The sequence below is a fragment of the Eubacterium sp. ER2 genome (assembly GCF_000765215.1).
Lineage (GTDB): Bacteria > Bacillota > Clostridia > Lachnospirales > Lachnospiraceae > Claveliimonas > Claveliimonas intestinigallinarum.
The window spans coordinates 26,453-46,042 of record NZ_JPJE01000049.1; the positions used below are offsets into that span (position 1 = coordinate 26,453).

General features: G+C 54.3%; 22 protein-coding genes and 1 pseudogene. 20 read left to right on the forward strand and 3 right to left on the reverse strand.

Annotated features, from left to right (window positions below):
- Positions 1 to 73: 73 nt before the first annotated feature.
- From acpP to NI21_RS0114925, 13 genes are all read left to right on the forward strand, one after another.
- The gene (gene acpP / locus NI21_RS0114865) at positions 74 to 298 is read left to right on the forward strand and encodes an acyl carrier protein (RefSeq protein ID WP_033126999.1); all 225 of its coding nucleotides are present in this window, start codon (positions 74 to 76) and stop codon (positions 296 to 298) included.
- Positions 299 to 362: 64 nt separating this feature from the next.
- Positions 363 to 1,301, forward strand: coding sequence for an enoyl-[acyl-carrier-protein] reductase FabK (fabK, locus tag NI21_RS0114870; RefSeq protein ID WP_033127000.1), 939 nt, complete (start codon positions 363 to 365; stop codon positions 1,299 to 1,301).
- Positions 1,294 to 2,226, forward strand: a complete 933-nt coding sequence (fabD, locus tag NI21_RS0114875) for an ACP S-malonyltransferase (RefSeq protein WP_033127001.1) — start codon at positions 1,294 to 1,296, stop codon at positions 2,224 to 2,226. Before fabK ends, fabD begins: the two co-directional genes overlap by 8 nt.
- Positions 2,227 to 2,277: 51 nt before the next feature.
- Positions 2,278 to 3,018, forward strand: coding sequence for a 3-oxoacyl-[acyl-carrier-protein] reductase (gene fabG, locus NI21_RS0114880; RefSeq protein ID WP_033127002.1), 741 nt, complete (start codon positions 2,278 to 2,280; stop codon positions 3,016 to 3,018).
- Positions 3,018 to 4,256 (forward strand): beta-ketoacyl-ACP synthase II, encoded by a 1,239-nt coding sequence (gene fabF / locus NI21_RS0114885; protein ID WP_033127020.1) that lies wholly within the window; start codon positions 3,018 to 3,020, stop codon positions 4,254 to 4,256. The genes fabG and fabF overlap by 1 nt, the downstream gene beginning before the upstream one ends.
- 16 nt (positions 4,257 to 4,272) lie before the next feature.
- On the forward strand, positions 4,273 to 4,743 hold the full coding sequence (accB, locus tag NI21_RS0114890) for an acetyl-CoA carboxylase biotin carboxyl carrier protein (protein WP_033127003.1): 471 nt from the start codon (positions 4,273 to 4,275) through the stop codon (positions 4,741 to 4,743).
- A gap of 25 nt (positions 4,744 to 4,768) precedes the next feature.
- Positions 4,769 to 5,197 carry a 3-hydroxyacyl-ACP dehydratase FabZ gene (fabZ, locus tag NI21_RS0114895; protein WP_033127004.1) on the forward strand — a complete coding sequence of 143 codons (429 nt, stop codon included), beginning with the start codon at positions 4,769 to 4,771 and terminating at the stop codon, positions 5,195 to 5,197.
- 32 nt (positions 5,198 to 5,229) lie between these two features.
- Positions 5,230 to 6,585, forward strand: coding sequence for an acetyl-CoA carboxylase biotin carboxylase subunit (locus tag NI21_RS0114900; protein ID WP_033127021.1), 1,356 nt, complete (start codon positions 5,230 to 5,232; stop codon positions 6,583 to 6,585).
- A 2-nt stretch (positions 6,586 to 6,587) separates the two neighbouring features.
- Positions 6,588 to 8,318, forward strand: a complete 1,731-nt coding sequence (locus NI21_RS0114905; protein ID WP_033127005.1) for an acetyl-CoA carboxylase carboxyl transferase subunit — start codon at positions 6,588 to 6,590, stop codon at positions 8,316 to 8,318.
- Between the two features lie 9 nt (positions 8,319 to 8,327).
- Complete coding sequence (locus NI21_RS0114910; protein ID WP_033127006.1) at positions 8,328 to 9,437, forward strand: nitronate monooxygenase family protein; 1,110 nt, start codon at positions 8,328 to 8,330, stop codon at positions 9,435 to 9,437.
- 22 nt (positions 9,438 to 9,459) lie between these two features.
- Positions 9,460 to 9,912: a MarR family winged helix-turn-helix transcriptional regulator gene (locus tag NI21_RS0114915; RefSeq protein ID WP_033127007.1), complete on the forward strand. Its 453-nt coding sequence runs from the start codon at positions 9,460 to 9,462 to the stop codon at positions 9,910 to 9,912.
- A 92-nt stretch (positions 9,913 to 10,004) separates the two neighbouring features.
- Positions 10,005 to 10,424 carry a PPC domain-containing DNA-binding protein gene (locus tag NI21_RS0114920; RefSeq protein ID WP_033127008.1) on the forward strand — a complete coding sequence of 140 codons (420 nt, stop codon included), beginning with the start codon at positions 10,005 to 10,007 and terminating at the stop codon, positions 10,422 to 10,424.
- A gap of 12 nt (positions 10,425 to 10,436) precedes the next feature.
- The gene (locus tag NI21_RS0114925; protein ID WP_033127009.1) at positions 10,437 to 11,165 is read left to right on the forward strand and encodes an NAD-dependent protein deacylase; all 729 of its coding nucleotides are present in this window, start codon (positions 10,437 to 10,439) and stop codon (positions 11,163 to 11,165) included.
- Here NI21_RS0114925 and NI21_RS0114930 read toward each other — a convergent pair.
- Positions 11,152 to 11,748 (reverse strand): putative ABC transporter permease, encoded by a 597-nt coding sequence (locus tag NI21_RS0114930; RefSeq protein WP_033127010.1) that lies wholly within the window; start codon positions 11,746 to 11,748, stop codon positions 11,152 to 11,154. The genes NI21_RS0114925 and NI21_RS0114930 overlap by 14 nt on opposite strands.
- 143 nt (positions 11,749 to 11,891) lie before the next feature.
- Here NI21_RS0114930 and NI21_RS0114935 point away from each other — a divergent pair, with 143 nt between their 5' ends.
- Positions 11,892 to 12,515, forward strand: a complete 624-nt coding sequence (locus tag NI21_RS0114935; protein WP_033127011.1) for a hypothetical protein — start codon at positions 11,892 to 11,894, stop codon at positions 12,513 to 12,515.
- A 50-nt stretch (positions 12,516 to 12,565) separates the two neighbouring features.
- Here the strand turns inward: NI21_RS0114935 and NI21_RS0114940 are convergent, their stop codons facing one another.
- Positions 12,566 to 13,246, reverse strand: a complete 681-nt coding sequence (locus tag NI21_RS0114940; RefSeq protein WP_033127012.1) for an RraA family protein — start codon at positions 13,244 to 13,246, stop codon at positions 12,566 to 12,568.
- Positions 13,247 to 13,273: 27 nt separating this feature from the next.
- Positions 13,274 to 14,452, reverse strand: a complete 1,179-nt coding sequence (locus tag NI21_RS0114945) for a pyridoxal phosphate-dependent aminotransferase (RefSeq protein WP_033127013.1) — start codon at positions 14,450 to 14,452, stop codon at positions 13,274 to 13,276.
- A 251-nt stretch (positions 14,453 to 14,703) separates the two neighbouring features.
- Between NI21_RS0114945 and NI21_RS0114950 the strand changes: the two genes are divergently transcribed.
- From NI21_RS0114950 to NI21_RS0114975, 6 genes and pseudogenes are all read left to right on the forward strand, one after another.
- Positions 14,704 to 15,222, forward strand: coding sequence for a peptidylprolyl isomerase (locus tag NI21_RS0114950; protein WP_033127014.1), 519 nt, complete (start codon positions 14,704 to 14,706; stop codon positions 15,220 to 15,222).
- Positions 15,223 to 15,408: 186 nt separating this feature from the next.
- A complete protein-coding gene (locus NI21_RS0114955; RefSeq protein WP_242842880.1) occupies positions 15,409 to 16,266 on the forward strand; it encodes an energy-coupling factor transporter ATPase in 858 nt (285 codons plus the stop codon).
- Positions 16,251 to 17,114, forward strand: a complete 864-nt coding sequence (locus NI21_RS0114960) for an energy-coupling factor transporter ATPase (protein WP_033127015.1) — start codon at positions 16,251 to 16,253, stop codon at positions 17,112 to 17,114. Before NI21_RS0114955 ends, NI21_RS0114960 begins: the two co-directional genes overlap by 16 nt.
- Positions 17,115 to 17,939 carry an energy-coupling factor transporter transmembrane protein EcfT gene (locus tag NI21_RS0114965; protein WP_033127016.1) on the forward strand — a complete coding sequence of 275 codons (825 nt, stop codon included), beginning with the start codon at positions 17,115 to 17,117 and terminating at the stop codon, positions 17,937 to 17,939.
- A 58-nt stretch (positions 17,940 to 17,997) separates the two neighbouring features.
- Positions 17,998 to 18,783: a tRNA pseudouridine(38-40) synthase TruA gene (truA, locus tag NI21_RS0114970; RefSeq protein WP_033127017.1), complete on the forward strand. Its 786-nt coding sequence runs from the start codon at positions 17,998 to 18,000 to the stop codon at positions 18,781 to 18,783.
- A gap of 548 nt (positions 18,784 to 19,331) precedes the next feature.
- Positions 19,332 to 19,590 (forward strand): annotated as a pseudogene (locus tag NI21_RS0114975) (group II intron reverse transcriptase/maturase); the annotation flags it as partial.

Here is a 19,590-nt window from a genome sequence, read left to right on the forward strand (position 1 = left end):
CAGCGCCGCAAAAGCGCGGCGATGGCATAGATAAAATCAAAGTAAAAAGGTAAAAGAAAAGGAGAACAAGACAATGCTGGAAAAGATCAAAGAAATGGTAGCAGACTCATTAGGAGTAGACGCAGGAACGATCACAGAGGAGACTTCCTTCAAGGATGACCTTGGCGCTGACTCTCTGGACCTGTTTGAGCTTGTAATGGCTCTGGAGGAAGAGTACGATGTGGAGATCCCCACAGAGGATCTGGAGCAGATCGCTACAGTAGGCGACGTGATTTCCTACATCGAGTCCCACAAATAGATCAGATAAGCAGTATATATTTCATCAGAATAAAAAGACGAAAAAAGAAAAAGAGGTTGTCAATATGAAAACAGAAGTAACGGAATTACTGGGAATTGAATATCCGATTATCCAGGGCGGTATGGCCTGGGTCGCTGAATATCACTTGGCAGCCGGCGTATCAAATGCCGGTGGGCTTGGACTGATAGGAGCAGCAAGCGCTCCGGCAGACTGGGTGCGCGAACAGATCAGAGAAGCAAAAAAACTGACAGATAAGCCTTTCGGCGTCAACATCATGCTGATGAGCCCGTACGCGGACGACGTTGCGAAGGTGATCGTGGAAGAAGGCGTAAAGGTGGTTACCACCGGAGCCGGAAGCCCGGAGAAATACATGAAGATGTGGAAGGAAGCAGGCGTAAAAGTCATCCCTGTTGTCGCCTCCGTTGCACTTGCAAAACGTATGGAGCGCTGCGGCGCTGACGCGGTTGTCGCAGAAGGGACAGAAGCCGGCGGACACATCGGAGAAAATACGACCATGGTCCTGGTACCCCAGGTGGTGGATGCGGTAAATATTCCGGTCATCGCCGCAGGCGGTATCGCTGACGGAAGAGGCATTGCCGCAGCGTTCATGCTGGGCGCAAAGGGCGTGCAGATGGGCACACACTTTGTTGTCACAGATGAGTCCCAGGTACATGAAAATTACAAAGAACGCATCATCAAGGCAAAAGATATCGACTCCCGTGTCACAGGCCGCACCACAGGACATCCGGTACGCGCGCTGAGAAACGACATGACAAAGAAATATCTGGAGCTGGAAAATAAAGGTGCAGGCTTTGAGGAGCTGGAGCTTCTGACACTGGGCGGTCTTCGCAAGGCAGTTGTGGAAGGCGACGTGAAAAACGGAAGCGTCATGGCAGGACAGATCGCCGGCATGGTGAAAGAGAGAATGTCCTGTAAGGAGCTGATCGACAAACTGGTAAGCGAGACAGATGCACTGATCAAAGGAGCGGGCTTTTATGAGTAAGATTGCATTTATTTATCCCGGCCAGGGCGCGCAGAAATGCGGCATGGGCCAGGATTTCTACGAGAACAGCGCTTCCGCGAAGGCTGTGTACGACATGGCTTCAGAGGTGCTGAAAGATAACATGGACATTGACATGAAAGACCTGTGCTTTCATGAGAACGATAAATTGGACCTTACAGAGTACACACAGGCAGCCCTTGTGACCACCTGCCTGGCCATGACAAAGCCGCTTGTGGAGGCGGGGATCCGCCCGGACGTGACAGCAGGCTTAAGTCTTGGTGAGTACTGCGCCATTGCGGCGGCAGGCGGCATGAAGGACGAGGATGCCATCCGCCTTGTGAGAAAAAGAGGCCTTCTCATGCAGAACACGGTTCCTGCAGGGGAGGGTGCCATGTGCGCCATCATGGGCATGACCGGCGAAGAGATCGAGGCGGTCACTGACGGCATGGAAGGCGTGTCTGTTGCCAACTACAACTGCCCGGGGCAGATCGTTATTACCGGGGAGACAAAGGCAGTGGAGGCTGCGGCAGAAAAGCTGAAAGAAGCCGGAGCCAAAAGGGCGGTCATGCTGAATGTCAGCGGACCTTTCCACTCCCCCATGCTGAAGAAGGCCGGGGAGGAGCTGGCGCAGGTGCTGGAGGGCGTGGAGCTGTCCCCTCTTAACGTGCCTTATGTGACAAACGTGACAGCGCAGCAGGTGACAGACATCAGCCAGACAAAAGAGCTTCTGGCAGAGCAGGTCAGCTCCTCCGTGCGTTGGCAGCAGAGCATGGAAAATCTCATCGCGGACGGCGTGGACACGTTTATTGAGATCGGGCCGGGCAGAACCCTTGCCGGTTTCATGAGAAAGATCAGCCGCGATGTGACGGTCTATAACGTAGGTACATGGGCCGACGTGGAGAAAGTGGCGGAAAGTCTGAAATAAAGTCGAAAAGCAAAAAGGAGGCAGGGGCGGTTAACCGTCCTGTACGAGAAAATGTTAGATGGAAAGATTGCAGTAGTAACAGGAGCTTCCCGCGGGATCGGAAGGGCCATCGCCCTGGAACTGGCTTCCCAGGGAGCCTTCGTGGTAGTCAACTACAACGGTTCAAAGGACCGGGCGGAGGAAGTGAAAAAAGAGATCGAGGCAGCCGGAGGAAAAGCGGAAGTCTATCAGTGCAATGTATCTGATTTTGAGAAATGCCAGGCTTTTATCCAGGATGTTATCAAAACATACGGAAGACTGGATATTCTTGTCAACAACGCGGGCATCACAAGAGACGGACTTCTGATGAAGATGTCCGAGGCGGATTTTGACAGCGTCATTGAGACCAACCTTAAGGGCACTTTCAACACTATCCGCTTCGCGTCCAGACAGATGCTGAAGCAGAGAAGCGGCCGTATCATCAATATGTCCTCTGTTGTGGGCATTGCAGGCAATGCGGGACAGGCCAATTACGCCTCCTCCAAGGCGGGCGTCATCGGCCTTACAAAGGCTGTGGCAAGAGAGCTGGCTTCCAGGGGCATCACGGTGAACGCCATCGCTCCCGGATTTATCGAGACAGAGATGACGGAGGTCCTCTCTGACGCAGTGAAAGAGGCGTCTGTGGCCCAGATCCCTCTTGGAAGATTTGGAAAGCCGGAGGATATCGCAAAGACAGCGGCCTTCCTGGCTTCTGACGATGCAGGCTATATTACAGGACAGGTGATCCAGGTAGACGGAGGAATGGCGATATGATGAAGAGAAGAGTAGTTGTGACAGGGCTTGGGGCCATCACCCCCCTGGGAAATACAGTTCCCGAGTTCTGGGCGGGCGTAAAGGAAGGAAAGGTGGGCATCGCGCCTATCACGAAGTTTGATACCACTGAATATAAAGTAAAACTGGCGGCAGAAGTCAAAGATTTTGTGGCAAAAGACCGGATGGATTTCAAGGCTGCAAGAAGGATGGAGGCTTTCTCACAGTACGCTGTGGCGGCTGCAAAGGAAGCTTTCGACGACGCAGGCATTGACATGGAGAAGGAGGACTCCTTCCGGGCCGGCGTCATCATCGGCTCCGGTATCGGAAGCCTGCAGCAGGTGGAGTCCAGCTACGAGAAGATCAAGACAAAAGGCCCTAACAAGGTAAACCCGCTGATGGTGCCCCTTATGATCTGCAACATGGCGGCAGGAAATGTTTCCATCCAGCTTGGCCTGCGGGGAAAATGCTCCAATGTGGTGACAGCCTGTGCCACAGGAACCCACTGTATCGGAGACGCCTTCCGGGCTATCCAGTATGGTGACGCGGACATTATGCTTGCAGGGGGAACAGAGAGCGCTATCTGCCCCACAGGAGTGGCAGGATTTACCGCCCTCACCGCCCTTTCCACCAACCCGGATCCGGCCACGGCATCCCGCCCCTTTGACAAAGACAGAGACGGCTTCGTCATGGGTGAAGGAGCAGGCGTGGTTGTTCTGGAGGAACTGGAACACGCAAAGGCAAGAGGAGCGAAGATCTACGCGGAGGTCGTGGGATACGGCGCCACAGGAGACGCTTACCACATCACTTCACCGGCAGAGGACGGCGCAGGTGCTGCCAAGGCCATGGAGCTTGCCATGGAGGAGGCAGAAGTTTCACCTTCCCAGGTAGAGTACATCAATGCCCACGGCACAAGTACACACCACAATGACCTCTTCGAGACAAGAGCCATCAAGAAGGCCTTCGGCGACGCGGCAAAAGACGTAGTCATCAACTCCACAAAATCTATGATCGGCCATCTTTTAGGTGCAGCCGGCGGCGTGGAGTTCATCACTCTTGTGAAATCCGTGGAGGAAGGATTTATCCACCAGACCATGGGAACCGTGGAGACAGACGAGGACTGTGACCTTAACTATGCGGTAGGCGCTCCGGTGGAGAAGGAGATCCACTACGCCATGACCAACTCCCTTGGATTTGGCGGACACAACGCAACCGTGCTGATCAAGAAATACGAAGAATAAAAAGAGGTGCGAGATCATGGAATTTGAGAACCTGTTAAAACTCATCCAGGCAGTCTCCGACTCAGAGCTGACCGGACTGAAATACGAAGAAAAGGGCGTAAAGCTCCATCTGACAAAAGAAAAAGAGACCATCGTCACAGCTCTGCAGGCGGCTGAGAGTACTGTGGCGGTTCCGACCGTGCAGGCAGCAGCTCCCGCAGCGGCTGCACAGACAGACAAGGCAGCAGAAGAGAAGACATCTGCAGAGCCCTCCGGCAAGATCGTGAAGAGCCCTCTGGTGGGAACATTCTACGCAGCTCCGGCAGAGGATGCGGATCCTTACGTGTCTGTGGGAGACACGGTGAAAAAAGGCCAGGTCATGGCCATCGTGGAAGCCATGAAGCTGATGAACGAGATCGAGAGCGACTTTGACGGGACAGTGGAGGAGATCTACGTGGAAAACGGCCAGGCCGTGGAGTACGGACAGCCGCTGTTCCGCCTTTCATAGGAAATACAGGAAGGAGACAAAGAGCATGAACCATTTGGATATCAACCAGATCAAGGAGATCATTCCCCACCGCCATCCCTTCCTCCTTGTGGACTACATCGAGGACTATGAGCCGGGACAGTTTGCGGTAGGTTATAAATGCGTCACATACAGGGAAGATTTCTTCAAGGGACATTTTCCCCAGGAGCCGGTAATGCCCGGTGTGCTGACGGTGGAGGCGCTGGCCCAGGTAGGGGCTGTGGCCATCCTGAGCAAAGAGGAGAACAAAGGAAAGATCGCCTATTTTGGCGGCATCAATAAATGCAAGTTCAAAGGAAAGATCGTGCCGGGAGATAAAGTAAAGCTGGAGACAAAGATCATCAAGGCCAAAGGGCCTATGGGGATCGGAGAGGCCACTGCCAGCGTGGACGGCAAGGTGGTAGTCAGCGCGGAACTGACCTTTATGGTAGGATAGACTGACGGGAGGATGAAAGAGAAATGAGCCAGATGATCAAAAAAGTACTGATCGCCAACCGGGGCGAGATTGCGGTCCGCATTATCCGGGCCTGCCGGGAGATGGGGATTGAGACCGTGGCCGTCTACTCGGAGGCAGACAGGGAGGCCCTCCACACACAGCTTGCGGACGAGGCCATCTGCATTGGTCCGGCGCCCTCCACAGAGAGCTATCTGAGCATGGACCGGATCATCAGCGCCACCATCATTTCCGGCGCCGATGCCATCCATCCGGGATTTGGTTTTCTCTCTGAGAACAGCCGGTTTGCGGAGCTGTGCGAGCAGTGCAACATCACCTTTATCGGCCCCGGATCGGACGTCATTGCCCGGCTGGGAAACAAGCAGGAGGCGAGAAACACCATGGTGGCTGCCGGAGTACCGGTGATCCCGGGCAGCAAAGAGCCTGTGTACGATGCAAAAGAGGGGGCGAAGATCGCGGAGGAGATCGGCTACCCGGTGATCGTGAAGGCGGCTCTTGGAGGCGGCGGGAAAGGCATGCGCGTGGCGCAGACGCCGGAGGAGTTTGAGAGCAGCTTCCAGACAGCCCAGAAAGAGACGCAGATGGCGTTCGGCGACAATACCATGTACATCGAGCACTTTGTACAGCATCCCCGCCATATTGAGTTCCAGATCCTGGCGGACAGCCATGGCCATGTGATCCACCTGGGAGAGAGGGACTGTTCCATCCAGAGGAACCACCAGAAGATGATCGAGGAGTCCCCTTCCGTGGCTATCTCAGAGGAGCTCCGCCGGAAAATGGGGGAGGCTGCCGTAAAAGCTGCGAAGGCAGCCGGGTATGTGAATGCGGGGACCATTGAGTTCCTTCTGGAGAAGAACGGGAACTTCTACTTTATGGAGATGAACACCCGGATCCAGGTGGAACATCCGGTGACCGAGTGGGTGACCGGCATCGACCTTATCAAGGAGCAGATCCGCATCGCCTCCGGCAGGGAGCTCTCCTACCGGCAGGAGGATGTGCATCTTACCGGCCATGCCATTGAGTGCAGGATCAATGCGGAGAACCCGGAGAAAGGCTTCCGGCCTTCACCGGGAACCATCACCGACATGTATCTGCCGGGAGGCAAGGGGATCCGGATCGACTCCGCCATCTACAGTGGCTACACCATACCCCCCTACTATGACTCCATGATCGCCAAGCTGATCGTGTGGGCTAAGAACAGGGACGAAGCCATCCGCAAGATGAGAAGCGCCCTGGGAGAAGTCATCATTGAGGGCATTGACACCAACGTGGACTACCAGTACGGGATACTGGAAAATCCGGACTACATTGCCGGAAACATAGACATCGAATTCATCGAAGAGCTTGAAAAAGCCCGGAAAGAAGCGTAAAAATGAAGTTAGAAAATATGTTTAAAAAGACAAGAGCTGTCTCGGGGAGAAAGGGATACATCTCCCTGCGGGAGAGGCGGCCGGAGGTGCCGGAGGGCCTGCTGCGCAAGTGCAACAAATGCGGCAGCGCCATCATTGCCGAGGACGTAAAGAGAGGCTACTATATCTGCCCGAAGTGCGGCGGCTATTTCCGTGTCCACGCCTACAGACGCATTGAGATGATCACCGACGACGGTACATTTGAGGAGTGGGACAAGGAGCTTGTGGGCGGAAATCCCATGGACTATAAAGGCTATCCGGAGAAGCTGGCAGCCGTGCAGGAGAAGACAAAGCTTACCGAGGCGGTTGTGACAGGAAAGGCGGAGATCAACGGTCTGGAGACAGTGATAGGCGTCTGTGACGGCCGGTTCCTCATGTCCAGTATGGGAGAGGCCGTGGGAGAGAAGATAGCCCGGGCTGTGGAGCGGGCCACCAAGGAGCGGCTTCCGGTGATCCTTTTTGCCTGTTCCGGCGGGGCCAGGATGCAGGAGGGGATCACCTCCCTTATGCAGATGGCAAAGACTTCCGCGGCTCTGAAGCGGCACAGCGATGCGGGACTTCTCTATATTTCCGTTCTGACAGACCCCACCACAGGCGGTGTGACGGCCAGCTTTGCCATGCTGGGAGATGTGATCCTGGCAGAGCCCAAGGCCCTCATCGGCTTTGCAGGCCCCAGGGTCATTGAGCAGACCATCGGACAGAAACTGCCCAAGGGCTTTCAGAGATCCGAGTTCCTGCTGGAGCACGGTTTCATTGACCGGATCGTGGAGAGGGAAGAACTGAAGACGGTTCTCTCCGAGATTCTGCAGATGCACCAGGAGAGCGGCAGGACGTATAAGAGAGGAGCTGCTTCTGAACGGGACGCTGCCTTGGAAGAGCAGATGGAGGCTCTGGCAGCTCCGGAAGAAGAGGAGCTGTCAGCCTGGGAGCGGGTGCAGATCTCCCGGATGAAGGACCGCCCGGTGGGATCGGACTACATCCAGACGCTGTTTACTGATTTTATGGAGTTCCACGGCGACCGGTATTTTGCGGACGACAAAGCCATCATCGGCGGCATCGCCAGATTTCACGGCCAGCCGGTGACTGTCATTGCCCAGGCCAAGGGGACCACTACGAAGGAAAATATCGAGCGCAACTTCGGAATGCCGTCTCCGGACGGGTACCGCAAGGCCCTCCGCCTCATGAAGCAGGCGGAGAAATTCGGCCGCCCGGTGATCTGTTTTGTGGACACCCCGGGAGCTTTCTGCGGCCTGGAAGCTGAGGAGAGAGGCCAGGGAGAGGCCATTGCCAGAAACATCTATGAGATGTCGGGACTGAAGGTGCCGGTGCTCTCTGTCATCATCGGAGAGGGAGGCAGCGGAGGAGCCCTTGCCATGGCTACTGCGGACGAGGTGTGGATGCTGGAGAATTCCGTGTATTCCATCCTCTCCCCGGAAGGATTTGCCAGCATCCTGTGGAAGGACAGCACAAAGGCAAAAGAGGCGGCAGAGGTTATGAAGCTGACAGCCAGGGATCTTTATAAGGCGGGCATTGTGGAGAAGGTCATTCCGGAACCTGCCCACTATACAGTGCTGAACCTGGAGGAAGTGACAGACAGGCTCTCGGAGGGCATGGACCGCTTCCTTGAAACATATGAAAGCATGTCGGCAGAAGAGCTGACCCAGAGGCGGTACGAGCGTTTCCGCCGGATGTAGGAGATCTGTATGGAAAGAAAACCATTGAAAGTGGGCGAAAAGGAGGCCAGGCTGCCTCTGATCCAGGGCGGTATGGGCGTGGGCATCAGCCTGGGAGGCCTGGCCGGAGCCGTGGCAGCAGAGGGCGGCGTGGGGCTTATCTCCACCGCCCAGATCGGCTTTCGGGAGCAGGATTTTGACCGGGACTCCCTGGGGGCCAATCTGCGGGCTTTGAAAAAGGAATTTGACAGGGCCCGGGCCATCTCGCCCCAGGGCGTCATCGGCTTTAACATCATGGTGGCCAGCAGGTGCTATGAGGCCTACGTGAAAGCTGCCGTGGAGGCAGGCGCGGACATCATCGTCTCCGGCGCCGGACTTCCCATGGATCTGCCAAAAGAGGCCGCCTGCGCCGCCAGGGAGGCGGGCAGAAAGAGGGAACCTGCGCTGGCGCCTATTGTCTCCACAGAGAAAGCGGCCCGGGTGATCCTGCGGTACTGGGATAAGAAGTACAGCAGGGTACCGGATCTTCTGGTGGTGGAGGGACCTCTTGCAGGGGGGCATCTTGGATTTAGCGGGGAGCAGCTGGAAGCATTCCGGAGGGAGTCCGGGCAGGGAGACGGGGACATCTCGCTGGCCTACGAAGAAGAGATCCAGGCCATCCTTCAGACGGTCCGTTCCTTTGAGGAGAAATACGGGCGGAAGATCCCTGTGGCTCTTGCAGGGGGCATCGACAACCGGGAGAAGGCGCAGAAAGCCTTCTCGCTGGGGGCGGACGCCATCCAGGTGGCCAGCCGTTTTGTCACCACAGAGGAATGCGACGCAGACATCCGGTACAAGGAGGCATACATCCGTGCCGGCAAAGAGGACATCGTGATCGTGAAGAGCCCGGTGGGCATGCCGGGGCGGGCCATCCGGAACCGCTTTATGGAGCGGGTCATGGGAGGGGAGCAGATTCCCCACAGCCCCTGTCACAAATGTCTTCACACCTGCAATCCGGCAAAAATTCCCTACTGCATCACAGACGCCCTTATCTGTGCTGCCAAAGGAGAGGTGGAGGACGCCCTTCTCTTCTGCGGCGCCAACGCCTGGAAGGCAGACAGGATAGAGACAGTGAGGGAAGTCATAGAGTCACTTCTGTAAGATCATAGAAAGGAAAATGTTCATGGAGGATGCATACAGGGCCATCAACGATATTCTCGTTAATCTGTTCCACGAGATATGGGAACTGGAGGAGAAGGCCATCATCACAGAGGAATTTAAAGATCTGACAAACAATGATATGCACGTCATTGAGGCCATCGGCCTGGGCGAGGGGAACAATATGTCCTCCATCGCCAGAAAACTGAATATCACCGTGGGCTCTCTTACGACAGCCATGAACAGCCTTGTGAACAAAGCCTACGTGGAGCGCCGCCGCAGCGAGAAGGACCGGCGGGTGGTCTACGTCAGACTGACAGAGAAGGGGATCAAAGCCTTCCATCACCACGAGGACTATCACCGGCAGATGACCCAGGCGATCCTGGACAAACTGACGGAGGATGAGATCCCTGTTCTTGTAAAGACACTGGAAGGACTGTCCGAATTTTTTAAAGGGTACAGTCAGAAAGTAAGATAGAGGAACACAGCGGGAGAAAGAGTATCGAGGGGTACTCTTTCTCCTTTTTGCATGATACAATGGATGTAGTGAAAGTGAAAGGAGGGCTCACTGTGGAATACAGGAGATTTGACAATACGATTGTTGCAAGAATTGACAAGGGAGAGGAAATCCTGGACCAGGTAAAAGAGATTGCTCTGAAAGAGGAGATAAAGCTGGCCTCCATCCAGGCGCTTGGAGCCATCAGCCAGTTTACAGCAGGTGTTTTTAAGACAGAGGAAAAGAAATACCTGGCCAATGAATTTGAGGGCAGCTTTGAGATCGTGTCACTGACAGGCACCATCAGCACCATGGACGGGGAATTTTACGCGCATCTGCATATAAGCGCCGGAAATGAAAAAGGGGAAGTCTTTGGGGGACATCTGAACCGGGCGGTGGTCAGCGCCACCTGCGAGATGGTCATCACGGTGATACCGGGCGTGGTGGACCGGCGCTACAGCGAGGAGATCGGATTAAATTTATTTCAGTTTTAAGAAGGTGACAGTATGTACCAGGAGGAAGTAAGAAAACTGCAGGAGATCATAGACGACAGCCGGCGGATCGTCTTTTTCGGAGGGGCCGGCGTCTCCACGGAGAGCGGGATACCGGACTTCCGGAGTGCGGAGGGCATTTACCACCAGCACTACAAATACGCGCCGGAGCAGGTGGTGAGCCACAGCTTCTTTAAAGCCCACCCGGATGTTTTCTATGAATTCTATAAAGAAAAGATGATGTGTCTGGATGCGGAGCCAAATGCGGCTCACAGGAAGCTGGCCCAGCTGGAGGAGGCAGGGCGCCTCACAGCGGTCATCACCCAGAATATCGACGGACTCCATCAGAAGGCGGGAAGTAAGAAGGTGTATGAGCTTCACGGCAGCATCCACAGGAACTACTGCCAGAAGTGCGGCCGTTTCTACGATGCGGCCTTTGTAAAGGAGGCCCCGGGCATTCCCAGGTGTGGGTGCGGAGGCATCATCAAGCCGGACGTGGTCCTCTATGAGGAGAGCCTGGACTCCATGACAATAGAAAAGAGCGTCCGTGCCATTGCGGAGGCGGACACGCTCATCATCGGGGGTACCTCCCTTGTGGTGTACCCGGCGGCCGGGTTTATTGATTATTTCCGCGGCAGGCATCTGGTGGTCATCAATAAAAGCGCTACAGCCAGGGAAGTGGGAGCGGAGCTTTCCATATCGGCTCCCATAGGGGAGATCCTGGGACAGATCAAAGTGAAGTGATCCCCGGTCCCATGTTGGGGGAGAGGAAGGAGCGCACCAGGTCTGCCGCAAAGAGAGCGCACAAGATCACACACAGCAGCCTTTTCCGGGAGCCGGACAGGCGGCTGAACTGCCCATCCAGCGCAGGGGCGGCGATGTAGATGATAAAGAGACCGCCTGTGCCAAAAAGCAGCAGTCCTTCCAGGCAGACTCTGCCATGGATCTGGAAGAGCATGTCGCTGTAGTTCCACCAGCGGACACCGAACATGGTCTCCAGGAAGAGCCCGGCGAAATACTCCACCGTGCCGCACAGAAGCACAATGAGGCCAAAAGACAGGAGCGGGCGGCTGCGCCATTTTTTCAGAAGCACCAGGATCAGCACGCCCCCTGTCCCGTAGATGGGAAGCCAGGGGCCGGCCATGAAGCCCCGGTTGAAGAACATGCCGTCTACCACCAGGTGGAGGCCCACCTCCCAGAGCCAGCCAATGCCGGAAAAGGTAAAGAACATAAGGACAAGGGAGGACACAGAGTAGTCCTGCCGGCAGGACAGCGCGGGCCTGTGTGTGACCAGTATATTTCCTACGTAAGTAACGGCAGCTCTCATAAAAATCCCCTCCTGTAAAGTATATATAGAGTAAGTTTTCTTTTGTTGTATCCAGTATAAGAAAAAGATATAAAGATAAATGGCAGGAAATTATGAAGAATTTCAAAAGATTATGACAGAAAAAATGAAGGGAAGATACATCTATGGAAAGACATCTGGATTATTTTGAGATTGAAGGCTCCTACGGCGGAAGCCAGGACTGGTTTACCAATATCGTCATGCACGTGGGCGGCTGCGGGGCGGCCACAGCCTGTGACACCTGCATCTATCTGGCTCTGCGAAAGGGGATGAAGGGGCTGTATCCCGGTGACGCGGGCCGTCTCACAAAACAGGCCTACAAGGAGTTCAGCATGAAGATGAAGCCCTATCTGAAGCCCAGGGCAGGGGGCATCGACAGGCTGGAAACCTATATAGAAGGGTATGCCCGCTATCTTGCGGATCTGGGAAATGAGGATGGCAGGAGCCTTCACATGGAGCCCCTCCACGGGGAGGCAGATGTGGAGGAGGCCAAAGCAGCGGTCAGAAGGCAGATTGACAGGGGGCTTCCCATTCCGTATCTTCTGCTCTACCACAAGGATAAAAAGCAGTTCGGGGATTTTACCTGGCACTGGTTTCTTCTCACCGGTTATGAGGAAAGGGAGGGCCGTTTCTATGTGACGGCGGCCACCTACGGAGCTGCCACCAGGCTGGATTTCGAGGAAATGTGGGATACCGGGTATGAGAAAAAGGGCGGGATGGTGCTCTATGCCCTGGAAGAGGGGAAATAAAAAAGGACCGGACGGTCCTTTTTTATTTTGCCCTGTATCTGATCAACAGCTTAGTCTACAAATTCAAATCCAATCTTTTCCAGGGTCTCATCTACCCATGGACGAGGCCACTCGCCGCGGGTGTGGATGCCTTCCAGCTGTTTTTCCTCACCTGCGTGGTAAGCTCTTGCCTTCTCGGCCAGCTCTTTGGCGAACTCGGGTCTGATGGCGATCAGTCCGTCAGAGTCTCCCACGATGATATCGCCCGGATTGATGATGATGCCTGCAAAGGATACGGGGAAGTTCATTTCCCCCGGTCCGTTCTTGTAGGGTCCGTTGGGAGTCACGCCTTTTGCGTATACCGGGAAATCCATCTGGCTGAGAGCGTAGCTGTCACGCACGCATCCGTCGATGATGATGCCTGCCAGACCTCTGGATTTTGCGTAGCTGCTCATGATCTCTCCGCATAAGGAGCGGCTCATGCTGCCCTTGTTTGCCAGGACGATGACATCCCCCGGCTGAGCCATATCCAGCGCCTTGTGGAACAGAAGATTGTCTCCTGCCGGTGCATTTACAGTAAAGGCGGTTCCCAGAAGGCGGGCCTTTGGATTTAAGGGATAAATGCTGGCGTCTACCGCAGCGATCCTGCCGCACTGGTCATCAATGTTGGCTACCGGAATTCCGCGGAAAGCTTCCACCAGTTCCTTGTCCGGTCTCTCAAAGTTTCTTTTAATTCTGCATCCTACTGCCATTTCTCTAACCTCTTTCTTTTTGTAGCTTTATTTTTTCAGTTTCTCTACCGCGTCCTTTATCCTGCGGATGGCTTCCTGGAGATCCTCGTAGCTGCAGGCGTAGGACAGTCTCAGATATCCTTCTCCTTCGGATCCGAAAGCGGAGCCGGGAACCATGGCTACCTTTGCCTCCTCAAGGAAGTACTCGGCCACCTCCATGGAAGACATGCCCAGACTCTTGACATTCACAAAGATGTAGAACGCGCCCTGGGGATCATTGCAGCTGATGCCGTTGATCTCATTGAGGGCTTTCACCGCGTAATCCTTCCGTCTCTGATACTCCTGGCGCATAGCTTCCACATCGTCCGCGCAGTCGCGAAGAGCGGTCACAGCGGCCTCCTGTACAAAGGAGGAAGCGCAGGTGATGGTATACTGGTGCACTCTGACGCAGGCGGCGATAATGCCCCTGGGAGCGCACATGTATCCAAGACGCCAGCCGGTCATGGAATAAGCTTTGGAAAAGCCGCCCAGTGTAATGGTCCTCTCCTTCATGCCGGGAAGGGAGGCAATGCTGACATGCTTTGTGTCATCGTAGACAAGCTGGCTGTAGATCTCGTCTGCCACCACCAGAAGGTCATTCTTGATGGCAAGCTGGCTGAGCTTTTCCAGTGTCTCTCTGGAGAGAACGCCTCCTGTCGGGTTGCTGGGGTTGACGATGACGATCATCTTTGTCTTATCTGTGATCTTGGACTCCAGCTCTTCCATATCGATTTGGTAGTTGTTCTCCTCTTTCAGATTGTATGTCACAGGGACAGCTCCCAGAGAGGACGGAACGTGAATGTAGTTCAGCCATACCGGATTGGGCACGAGAACTTCGTCTCCGTCTTCCAGGAAGGCTGCCATGGAAGCGTAGGTGGCTTCGCCGACACCTACTGTCACAAGCACCTCATCGGCATCATACTGTACACCGTGATGCTCTGTTTCCCATTTAGCGATCTCTTTTCTCAGAGCCGGTATTCCGTAGTTGGAGGTGTAAAATACATGCCCCGCTTTCAGACTCTCATAAGCGGCCTCCTTGATCTTTTCCGGTGTGTCAAAATCCGGACGTCCGATTTCCAGATGAATGACGTTTTCTCCTGCCTGCTGCATCTTTGTGGCTTTTTCCATTACTGCACGGATCTCGGAAAAAGGCAGGCTTTCCATTCGTTTTGCTGTCTTGTACTCCATAGCATCTCCTCCAAAGTAAATTGCAAAGTGTATTGTGAATTTATTACTATAGAAAAAATCGTAGCATCAGAAGAATGTAAAGTCAATTTAATAATTTGTATCTATAATATTAATAAAATTTATATTCAGTGGACATAAATGAAAGTGAATAGCAGAGAGGATCTGCTCTGATTGCAGTATTTTTTCCTCTGTGCTACAATACCCAGGAAAGACAATTTCTGAAAAAACAGAAGAAATGAGGTAGACAAAAAATGGCAAATCCAGTCGTTACATTTGAAATGGAAAACGGAGATATCATGAAGGCGGAGCTCTATCCCGAGATCGCTCCCAACACAGTGAACAACTTTATCTCGCTGGTGAACAAAGGCTTCTACGACGGCCTTATTTTCCACCGGGTCATCAGCGGTTTTATGATCCAGGGCGGATGCCCCGACGGAACAGGCATGGGCGGCCCGGGCTACACCATCAAAGGCGAGTTCAGCCAGAACGGCTTTGCAAATGATCTGAAGCACACAGAGGGCGTGCTGTCCATGGCAAGAGCCATGCATCCTGACTCGGCAGGAAGCCAGTTCTTTATCATGCACAAGAACTCTCCCCATCTGGACGGCGCTTACGCGGCTTTCGGAAAGATCACAGAGGGCATGGACATCGTAAATAAGATTGCCCAGACTCCTACAGACTACAGCGACAGACCGCTGGAAGTGCAGAGGATGAAAAAGGTGACTGTGGATACCATGGGAGTGGAGTACCAGGAGCCGCAGAAGGCGTAGAGGTGACGTACACAGAATTTAAAAGAAATGTGATGACCGGCAGGTAGAGGAGGAAATGAAAAGGAAAGTCCCAGACCTTGCAAAATAGAGCATAATCACTTAAAATAAGACACAGCATGTAAGCGCTGTGTCTTATTTTAATGGGAAAATCGTTGGGATTTTCCCCATGGAGATGGAAAAACTGATATGAAACATAATATGATCCAGACAGAAAAGCTCATATTTGAATATGAAAAAAGAGATGAAGAAGGAAATGTCATCGGCACCTCCCGGGCCATCGATGAGGTGGATCTTGGCATAGAGGAAGGCCAGTTTATCGCCATTCTGGGCCACAACGGTTCCGGCAAGTCTACCCTGGCCAAACACATGAACGCTATTCTCGTTCCTACAGGAGGCACCATGTGGGTGGACGGCCGGAATACGAAAGATCCCCAGGAGCTGTGGAATGTGCGCCAGAGTGCGGGCATGGTGTTTCAGAACCCGGACAACCAGATCATCGGCACCGTAGTGGAGGAGGACGTGGGCTTTGGCCCGGAGAACTTAGGCGTCCCCACAGACGAGATCTGGAAGCGGGTGGAGGACAGCCTTAAGTCCGTGGGCATGATCGAGTACCGGCACCACTCGCCAAACAAGCTGTCCGGCGGGCAGAAGCAGAGAGTGGCCATTGCCGGCGTCATTGCCATGGAGCCAAAGTGCATTGTGCTGGACGAGCCCACCGCCATGCTGGACCCGGACGGAAGGAAGGAAGTCCTGCGGACGGTGCGTGAGCTGCGTCACAGGAAGCATGTGACGGTCATTCTCATCACCCACTATATGGAGGAAGTGATCTACGCGGACCGGATCTTTGTCATGGACCACGGCCATATTGTCATGCAGGGAACGCCCCGGGAGATCTTCTCCCAGGTGGATACGTTAAAATCCTACCGGCTGGACGTCCCCCAGGTGACCATGCTGGCAGATGAACTGAGAAAGCGGGGGCTTGCTATCCCTGCCGGAATATTGAAAAAGGAAGAGCTGGTGGAAGCGCTATGTCGATTAAATTAGAACACGTCAATTATATATACAGTCCGGGCACAGCCTACGAGAAGAAGGCGCTCTCTGACATCTGCCTTGAGCTCCCTCACGGGGAGTTTGTGGGCATCATCGGCCACACCGGGTCCGGGAAATCCACACTGATCCAGCATCTGAACGGTCTCATACGGGCCACCAGCGGCACGGTCTTTTACAACGGAGAAAACATTTACGCGGAAGGGTACGATATGCGGAAGCTCCGCAGCCAGGTGGGGCTTGTCTTCCAGTACCCGGAGCATCAGCTTTTTGAGGTGGACGTGCTGACGGATGTGTGCTTTGGCCCGAAGAACCAGGGGCTTACTCCGGAGGAATGTGAAAAGAGAGCCACAGAGGCGCTGCGCCTTGTGGGGCTGAAGGAAAAATACTGGAAATCCTCCCCCTTTGAGCTGTCCGGCGGACAGAAGAGGCGGGCGGCCATTGCAGGTGTCCTGGCCATGCGCCCCGGCGTCCTTGTGCTGGACGAGCCCACTGCCGGCCTGGATCCAAAGGGCCGGGACGAGATACTGGATCAGATCGCATACCTGCACAGGCAGAGCGATATGACGGTGATCCTTGTGTCCCACAGCATGGAGGATATTGCAAAATACGCGGACAGGATCATTGTCATGAACAAAGGAAATATCCTGTACAACGACACACCGAAACAGGTATTTTCCCATTACCAGGAGCTGGAGAAGATCGGTCTTGCGGCCCCCCAGGTCACGTACATCATGCACGATATAAGAGAGGCCGGGTTCGATGTGGGGGTGACGGCCACCACAGTGGAGGAGGCTGCGGACGAGATCATGGAGGCTGTGAAGAAAAGGCGGGGGAGTGTATAGATGATAAGAGACATTACAATAGGACAATATTATCCGGCCCAGAGCATCCTGCACCGCCTGGACCCGAGGGTGAAGCTGGTGGGGACGCTACTCTATCTGATTTCCCTGTTTCTCTTCAACAGTATTCCCGGGTATCTGGTGGCCACCATTTTCCTTGTGGCCATCATACGCATGTCAAAGGTACCTTTTTCTTATATCATGAAGGGCATGAAGCCCATTATCATGCTGCTGATGATCACGGTTCTCTTCAACCTCTTTCTCACAAGGGGCGGAGAGACGCTGTTCCATGCCTGGATCTTTACCATTACGGAGGAGGGCCTGCGGACCGCGGTATTTATGGCGATCCGTCTGATCTATCTGATCGCCGGTTCATCGCTGATGACCTTTACCACGACGCCCAACGCGCTGACAGACGGCATCGAGAGCCTTCTGCATCCCCTTAATAAGATCCATGTTCCGGTGCACGAGGTGGCCATGATGATGTCCATCGCCCTCCGTTTTATCCCCATCCTTCTGGAGGAGACGGACAAGATCATGAAAGCCCAGATCGCAAGGGGAGCGGACCTGGAAAGCGGCAACATCATCCAGCGGGTGAAAAGCATGATCCCCATTCTGGTGCCCCTCTTCGTATCCGCCTTCCGCCGGGCCAACGACCTTGCCATGGCCATGGAGGCCAGGTGCTACCGGGGCGGGGAAGGGCGCACAAAGATGAAGCCCCTGCGGTACAAGAGCAGGGACCGGATGGCTTACATTGTCATGGTCGTGTATGTGGTGGCAGTGGTGGTCATCGGACGGTATGTTCCCTTCCACATATGGATCTTTTAGGATGGATTTTCCGGGGCATGTGTGAGTGTCCCGGCATCTTTTAGAGAGGAAAAGAGACTTGAGACGGATAAAGCTGACAGTGGCCTACGACGGCACAAACTACTGCGGCTGGCAGGTCCAGCCAAACGGGATCACGATAGAGGAGGTCCTCAATAAAAAACTCAGTGCCCTCACAAAGGAGGACATCCGGGTCATTGGCGCCAGCCGCACCGACTCCGGCGTCCACGCCCTGGGAAATGTGGCGGTCTTTGACACGGAGAGCACCATTCCGCCGGAGCGCATGGCACTGGCTCTGAACCAGAAGCTGCCGGAGGACATTGTGATCGTAAAGTCCCAGGAGGTGCCCCTCTCCTGGCATCCCAGATACCAGGACAATATCACCAAGACCTACGAGTATCACATTTACAATGCCAGGACGGCCAATCCCATGAAAAAGCGCACCAGCACCTTTGTGTACGTGCCTCTGGATGTGGAGAAGATGAGGAAGGGCGCAGCTTATCTCGTGGGCCAGCACGATTTTGCCAGCTTCTGCTGTATCCGCACCAACACGGAGGACACGGTGCGCCGCATCGACAGCCTGGAGGTGGAGGAGCGTCCCTGCACGGAAGGAGACTTCTCCTACAGGGAGGCGGAGGCAAAGGAGATTGTCATCCGCATCAGCGGCAACGGCTTTCTCTACAACATGGTCCGCATCATCGCCGGCACCCTGATCCGGGTGGGGCGGGGCTTTTACGAGCCGGAAAAAGTAAAAGAGATACTGGAAGCGCGGGTCCGCACCGAGGCCGGTGTGACGGCGCCGCCCCAGGGACTGGTTCTTATGGAGATCCGGTACGGGGAGGAGTGACCTGCAGGAAATACGGGAGTTCCGCTTTGCGGAGCTCCTTTTCGCGGTATGACGGGCATGCCGTCAGTCTGTGGTGAAAGTCCACAAGGGGCGTAGTTGCCGACGAACCCCAGAGCGACTCCCAAGGTTTGTATCGTGAGGTACAGGCGAGAAGAAGGGATAGCGAAATCGTAGCCTGACGGACAGAAACCTGATATAAGGCGTACATGGCGGATAAGCTGCCCGCAGACAGCGAAGTCCAAAAGGCAATCGTAACCCATGTGCGTAGATCAGGCAGGTAGACGAGGAAAGACTGGCAGGCTTATCCCGTGAGGTCTCACAGGCGGGGAAATCTCACCGTAGTAACAACGAACTGTGAGAAGTCAGCAGAAGCCGTAGTAGGCAGAGCCTTGAGATAGGCGTTGCTGAAGGGCTGAACAATGTAACCGTGTAATCAAATGTATGCTCCATGGAATACCTGACAGCAGAAAGGGCGAAACGTAAATGAGCAGGTACTGCACAACTTATGGCGAATCCATGGAAACGGAAAGGAGAAAGCACACAAGGCAATGTCAGAACTGTTGGAAAAGATATTGTCCAAAGACAACATGAACGCCGCATACAAAAGAGTCTGTGCCAGTAAAGGTGCAGGAGGAGTAGATGGGGTGACAGTAGAAAAACTTGGTGATTATATCAAAGAGAACTGGGACAGTATCAGAAATCAGATCAGGAGCAGGGAGTACAAACCACAACCGGTCAGGAGAGTGGAAATCCCCAAGCCGAATGGCGGGGTGAGAAAGCTGGGGATCCCAACCGTAATGGACAGGG

What these genes read in the sequence shown, in the direction of transcription:
- acpP (WP_033126999.1), top strand. Translation starts at nt 74, where the DNA reads ATGCTGGAAAAGATCAAAGAAATGGTAGCAGACTCATTAGGAGTAGAC.
- fabK (WP_033127000.1), top strand. Translation starts at nt 363, where the DNA reads ATGAAAACAGAAGTAACGGAATTACTGGGAATTGAATATCCGATTATC.
- fabD (WP_033127001.1), top strand. Translation starts at nt 1,294, where the DNA reads ATGAGTAAGATTGCATTTATTTATCCCGGCCAGGGCGCGCAGAAATGC.
- fabG (WP_033127002.1), top strand. Translation starts at nt 2,278, where the DNA reads ATGTTAGATGGAAAGATTGCAGTAGTAACAGGAGCTTCCCGCGGGATC.
- fabF (WP_033127020.1), top strand. Translation starts at nt 3,018, where the DNA reads ATGAAGAGAAGAGTAGTTGTGACAGGGCTTGGGGCCATCACCCCCCTG.
- accB (WP_033127003.1), top strand. Translation starts at nt 4,273, where the DNA reads ATGGAATTTGAGAACCTGTTAAAACTCATCCAGGCAGTCTCCGACTCA.
- fabZ (WP_033127004.1), top strand. Translation starts at nt 4,769, where the DNA reads ATGAACCATTTGGATATCAACCAGATCAAGGAGATCATTCCCCACCGC.
- NI21_RS0114900 (WP_033127021.1), top strand. Translation starts at nt 5,230, where the DNA reads ATGATCAAAAAAGTACTGATCGCCAACCGGGGCGAGATTGCGGTCCGC.
- NI21_RS0114905 (WP_033127005.1), top strand. Translation starts at nt 6,588, where the DNA reads ATGAAGTTAGAAAATATGTTTAAAAAGACAAGAGCTGTCTCGGGGAGA.
- NI21_RS0114910 (WP_033127006.1), top strand. Translation starts at nt 8,328, where the DNA reads ATGGAAAGAAAACCATTGAAAGTGGGCGAAAAGGAGGCCAGGCTGCCT.
- NI21_RS0114915 (WP_033127007.1), top strand. Translation starts at nt 9,460, where the DNA reads ATGGAGGATGCATACAGGGCCATCAACGATATTCTCGTTAATCTGTTC.
- NI21_RS0114925 (WP_033127009.1), top strand. Translation starts at nt 10,437, where the DNA reads ATGTACCAGGAGGAAGTAAGAAAACTGCAGGAGATCATAGACGACAGC.
- NI21_RS0114930 (WP_033127010.1), bottom strand. Translation starts at nt 11,748, where the DNA reads ATGAGAGCTGCCGTTACTTACGTAGGAAATATACTGGTCACACACAGG.
- NI21_RS0114935 (WP_033127011.1), top strand. Translation starts at nt 11,892, where the DNA reads ATGGAAAGACATCTGGATTATTTTGAGATTGAAGGCTCCTACGGCGGA.
- NI21_RS0114940 (WP_033127012.1), bottom strand. Translation starts at nt 13,246, where the DNA reads ATGGCAGTAGGATGCAGAATTAAAAGAAACTTTGAGAGACCGGACAAG.
- NI21_RS0114945 (WP_033127013.1), bottom strand. Translation starts at nt 14,452, where the DNA reads ATGGAGTACAAGACAGCAAAACGAATGGAAAGCCTGCCTTTTTCCGAG.
- NI21_RS0114950 (WP_033127014.1), top strand. Translation starts at nt 14,704, where the DNA reads ATGGCAAATCCAGTCGTTACATTTGAAATGGAAAACGGAGATATCATG.
- NI21_RS0114955 (WP_242842880.1), top strand. Translation starts at nt 15,409, where the DNA reads ATGAAACATAATATGATCCAGACAGAAAAGCTCATATTTGAATATGAA.
- NI21_RS0114960 (WP_033127015.1), top strand. Translation starts at nt 16,251, where the DNA reads ATGTCGATTAAATTAGAACACGTCAATTATATATACAGTCCGGGCACA.
- NI21_RS0114965 (WP_033127016.1), top strand. Translation starts at nt 17,115, where the DNA reads ATGATAAGAGACATTACAATAGGACAATATTATCCGGCCCAGAGCATC.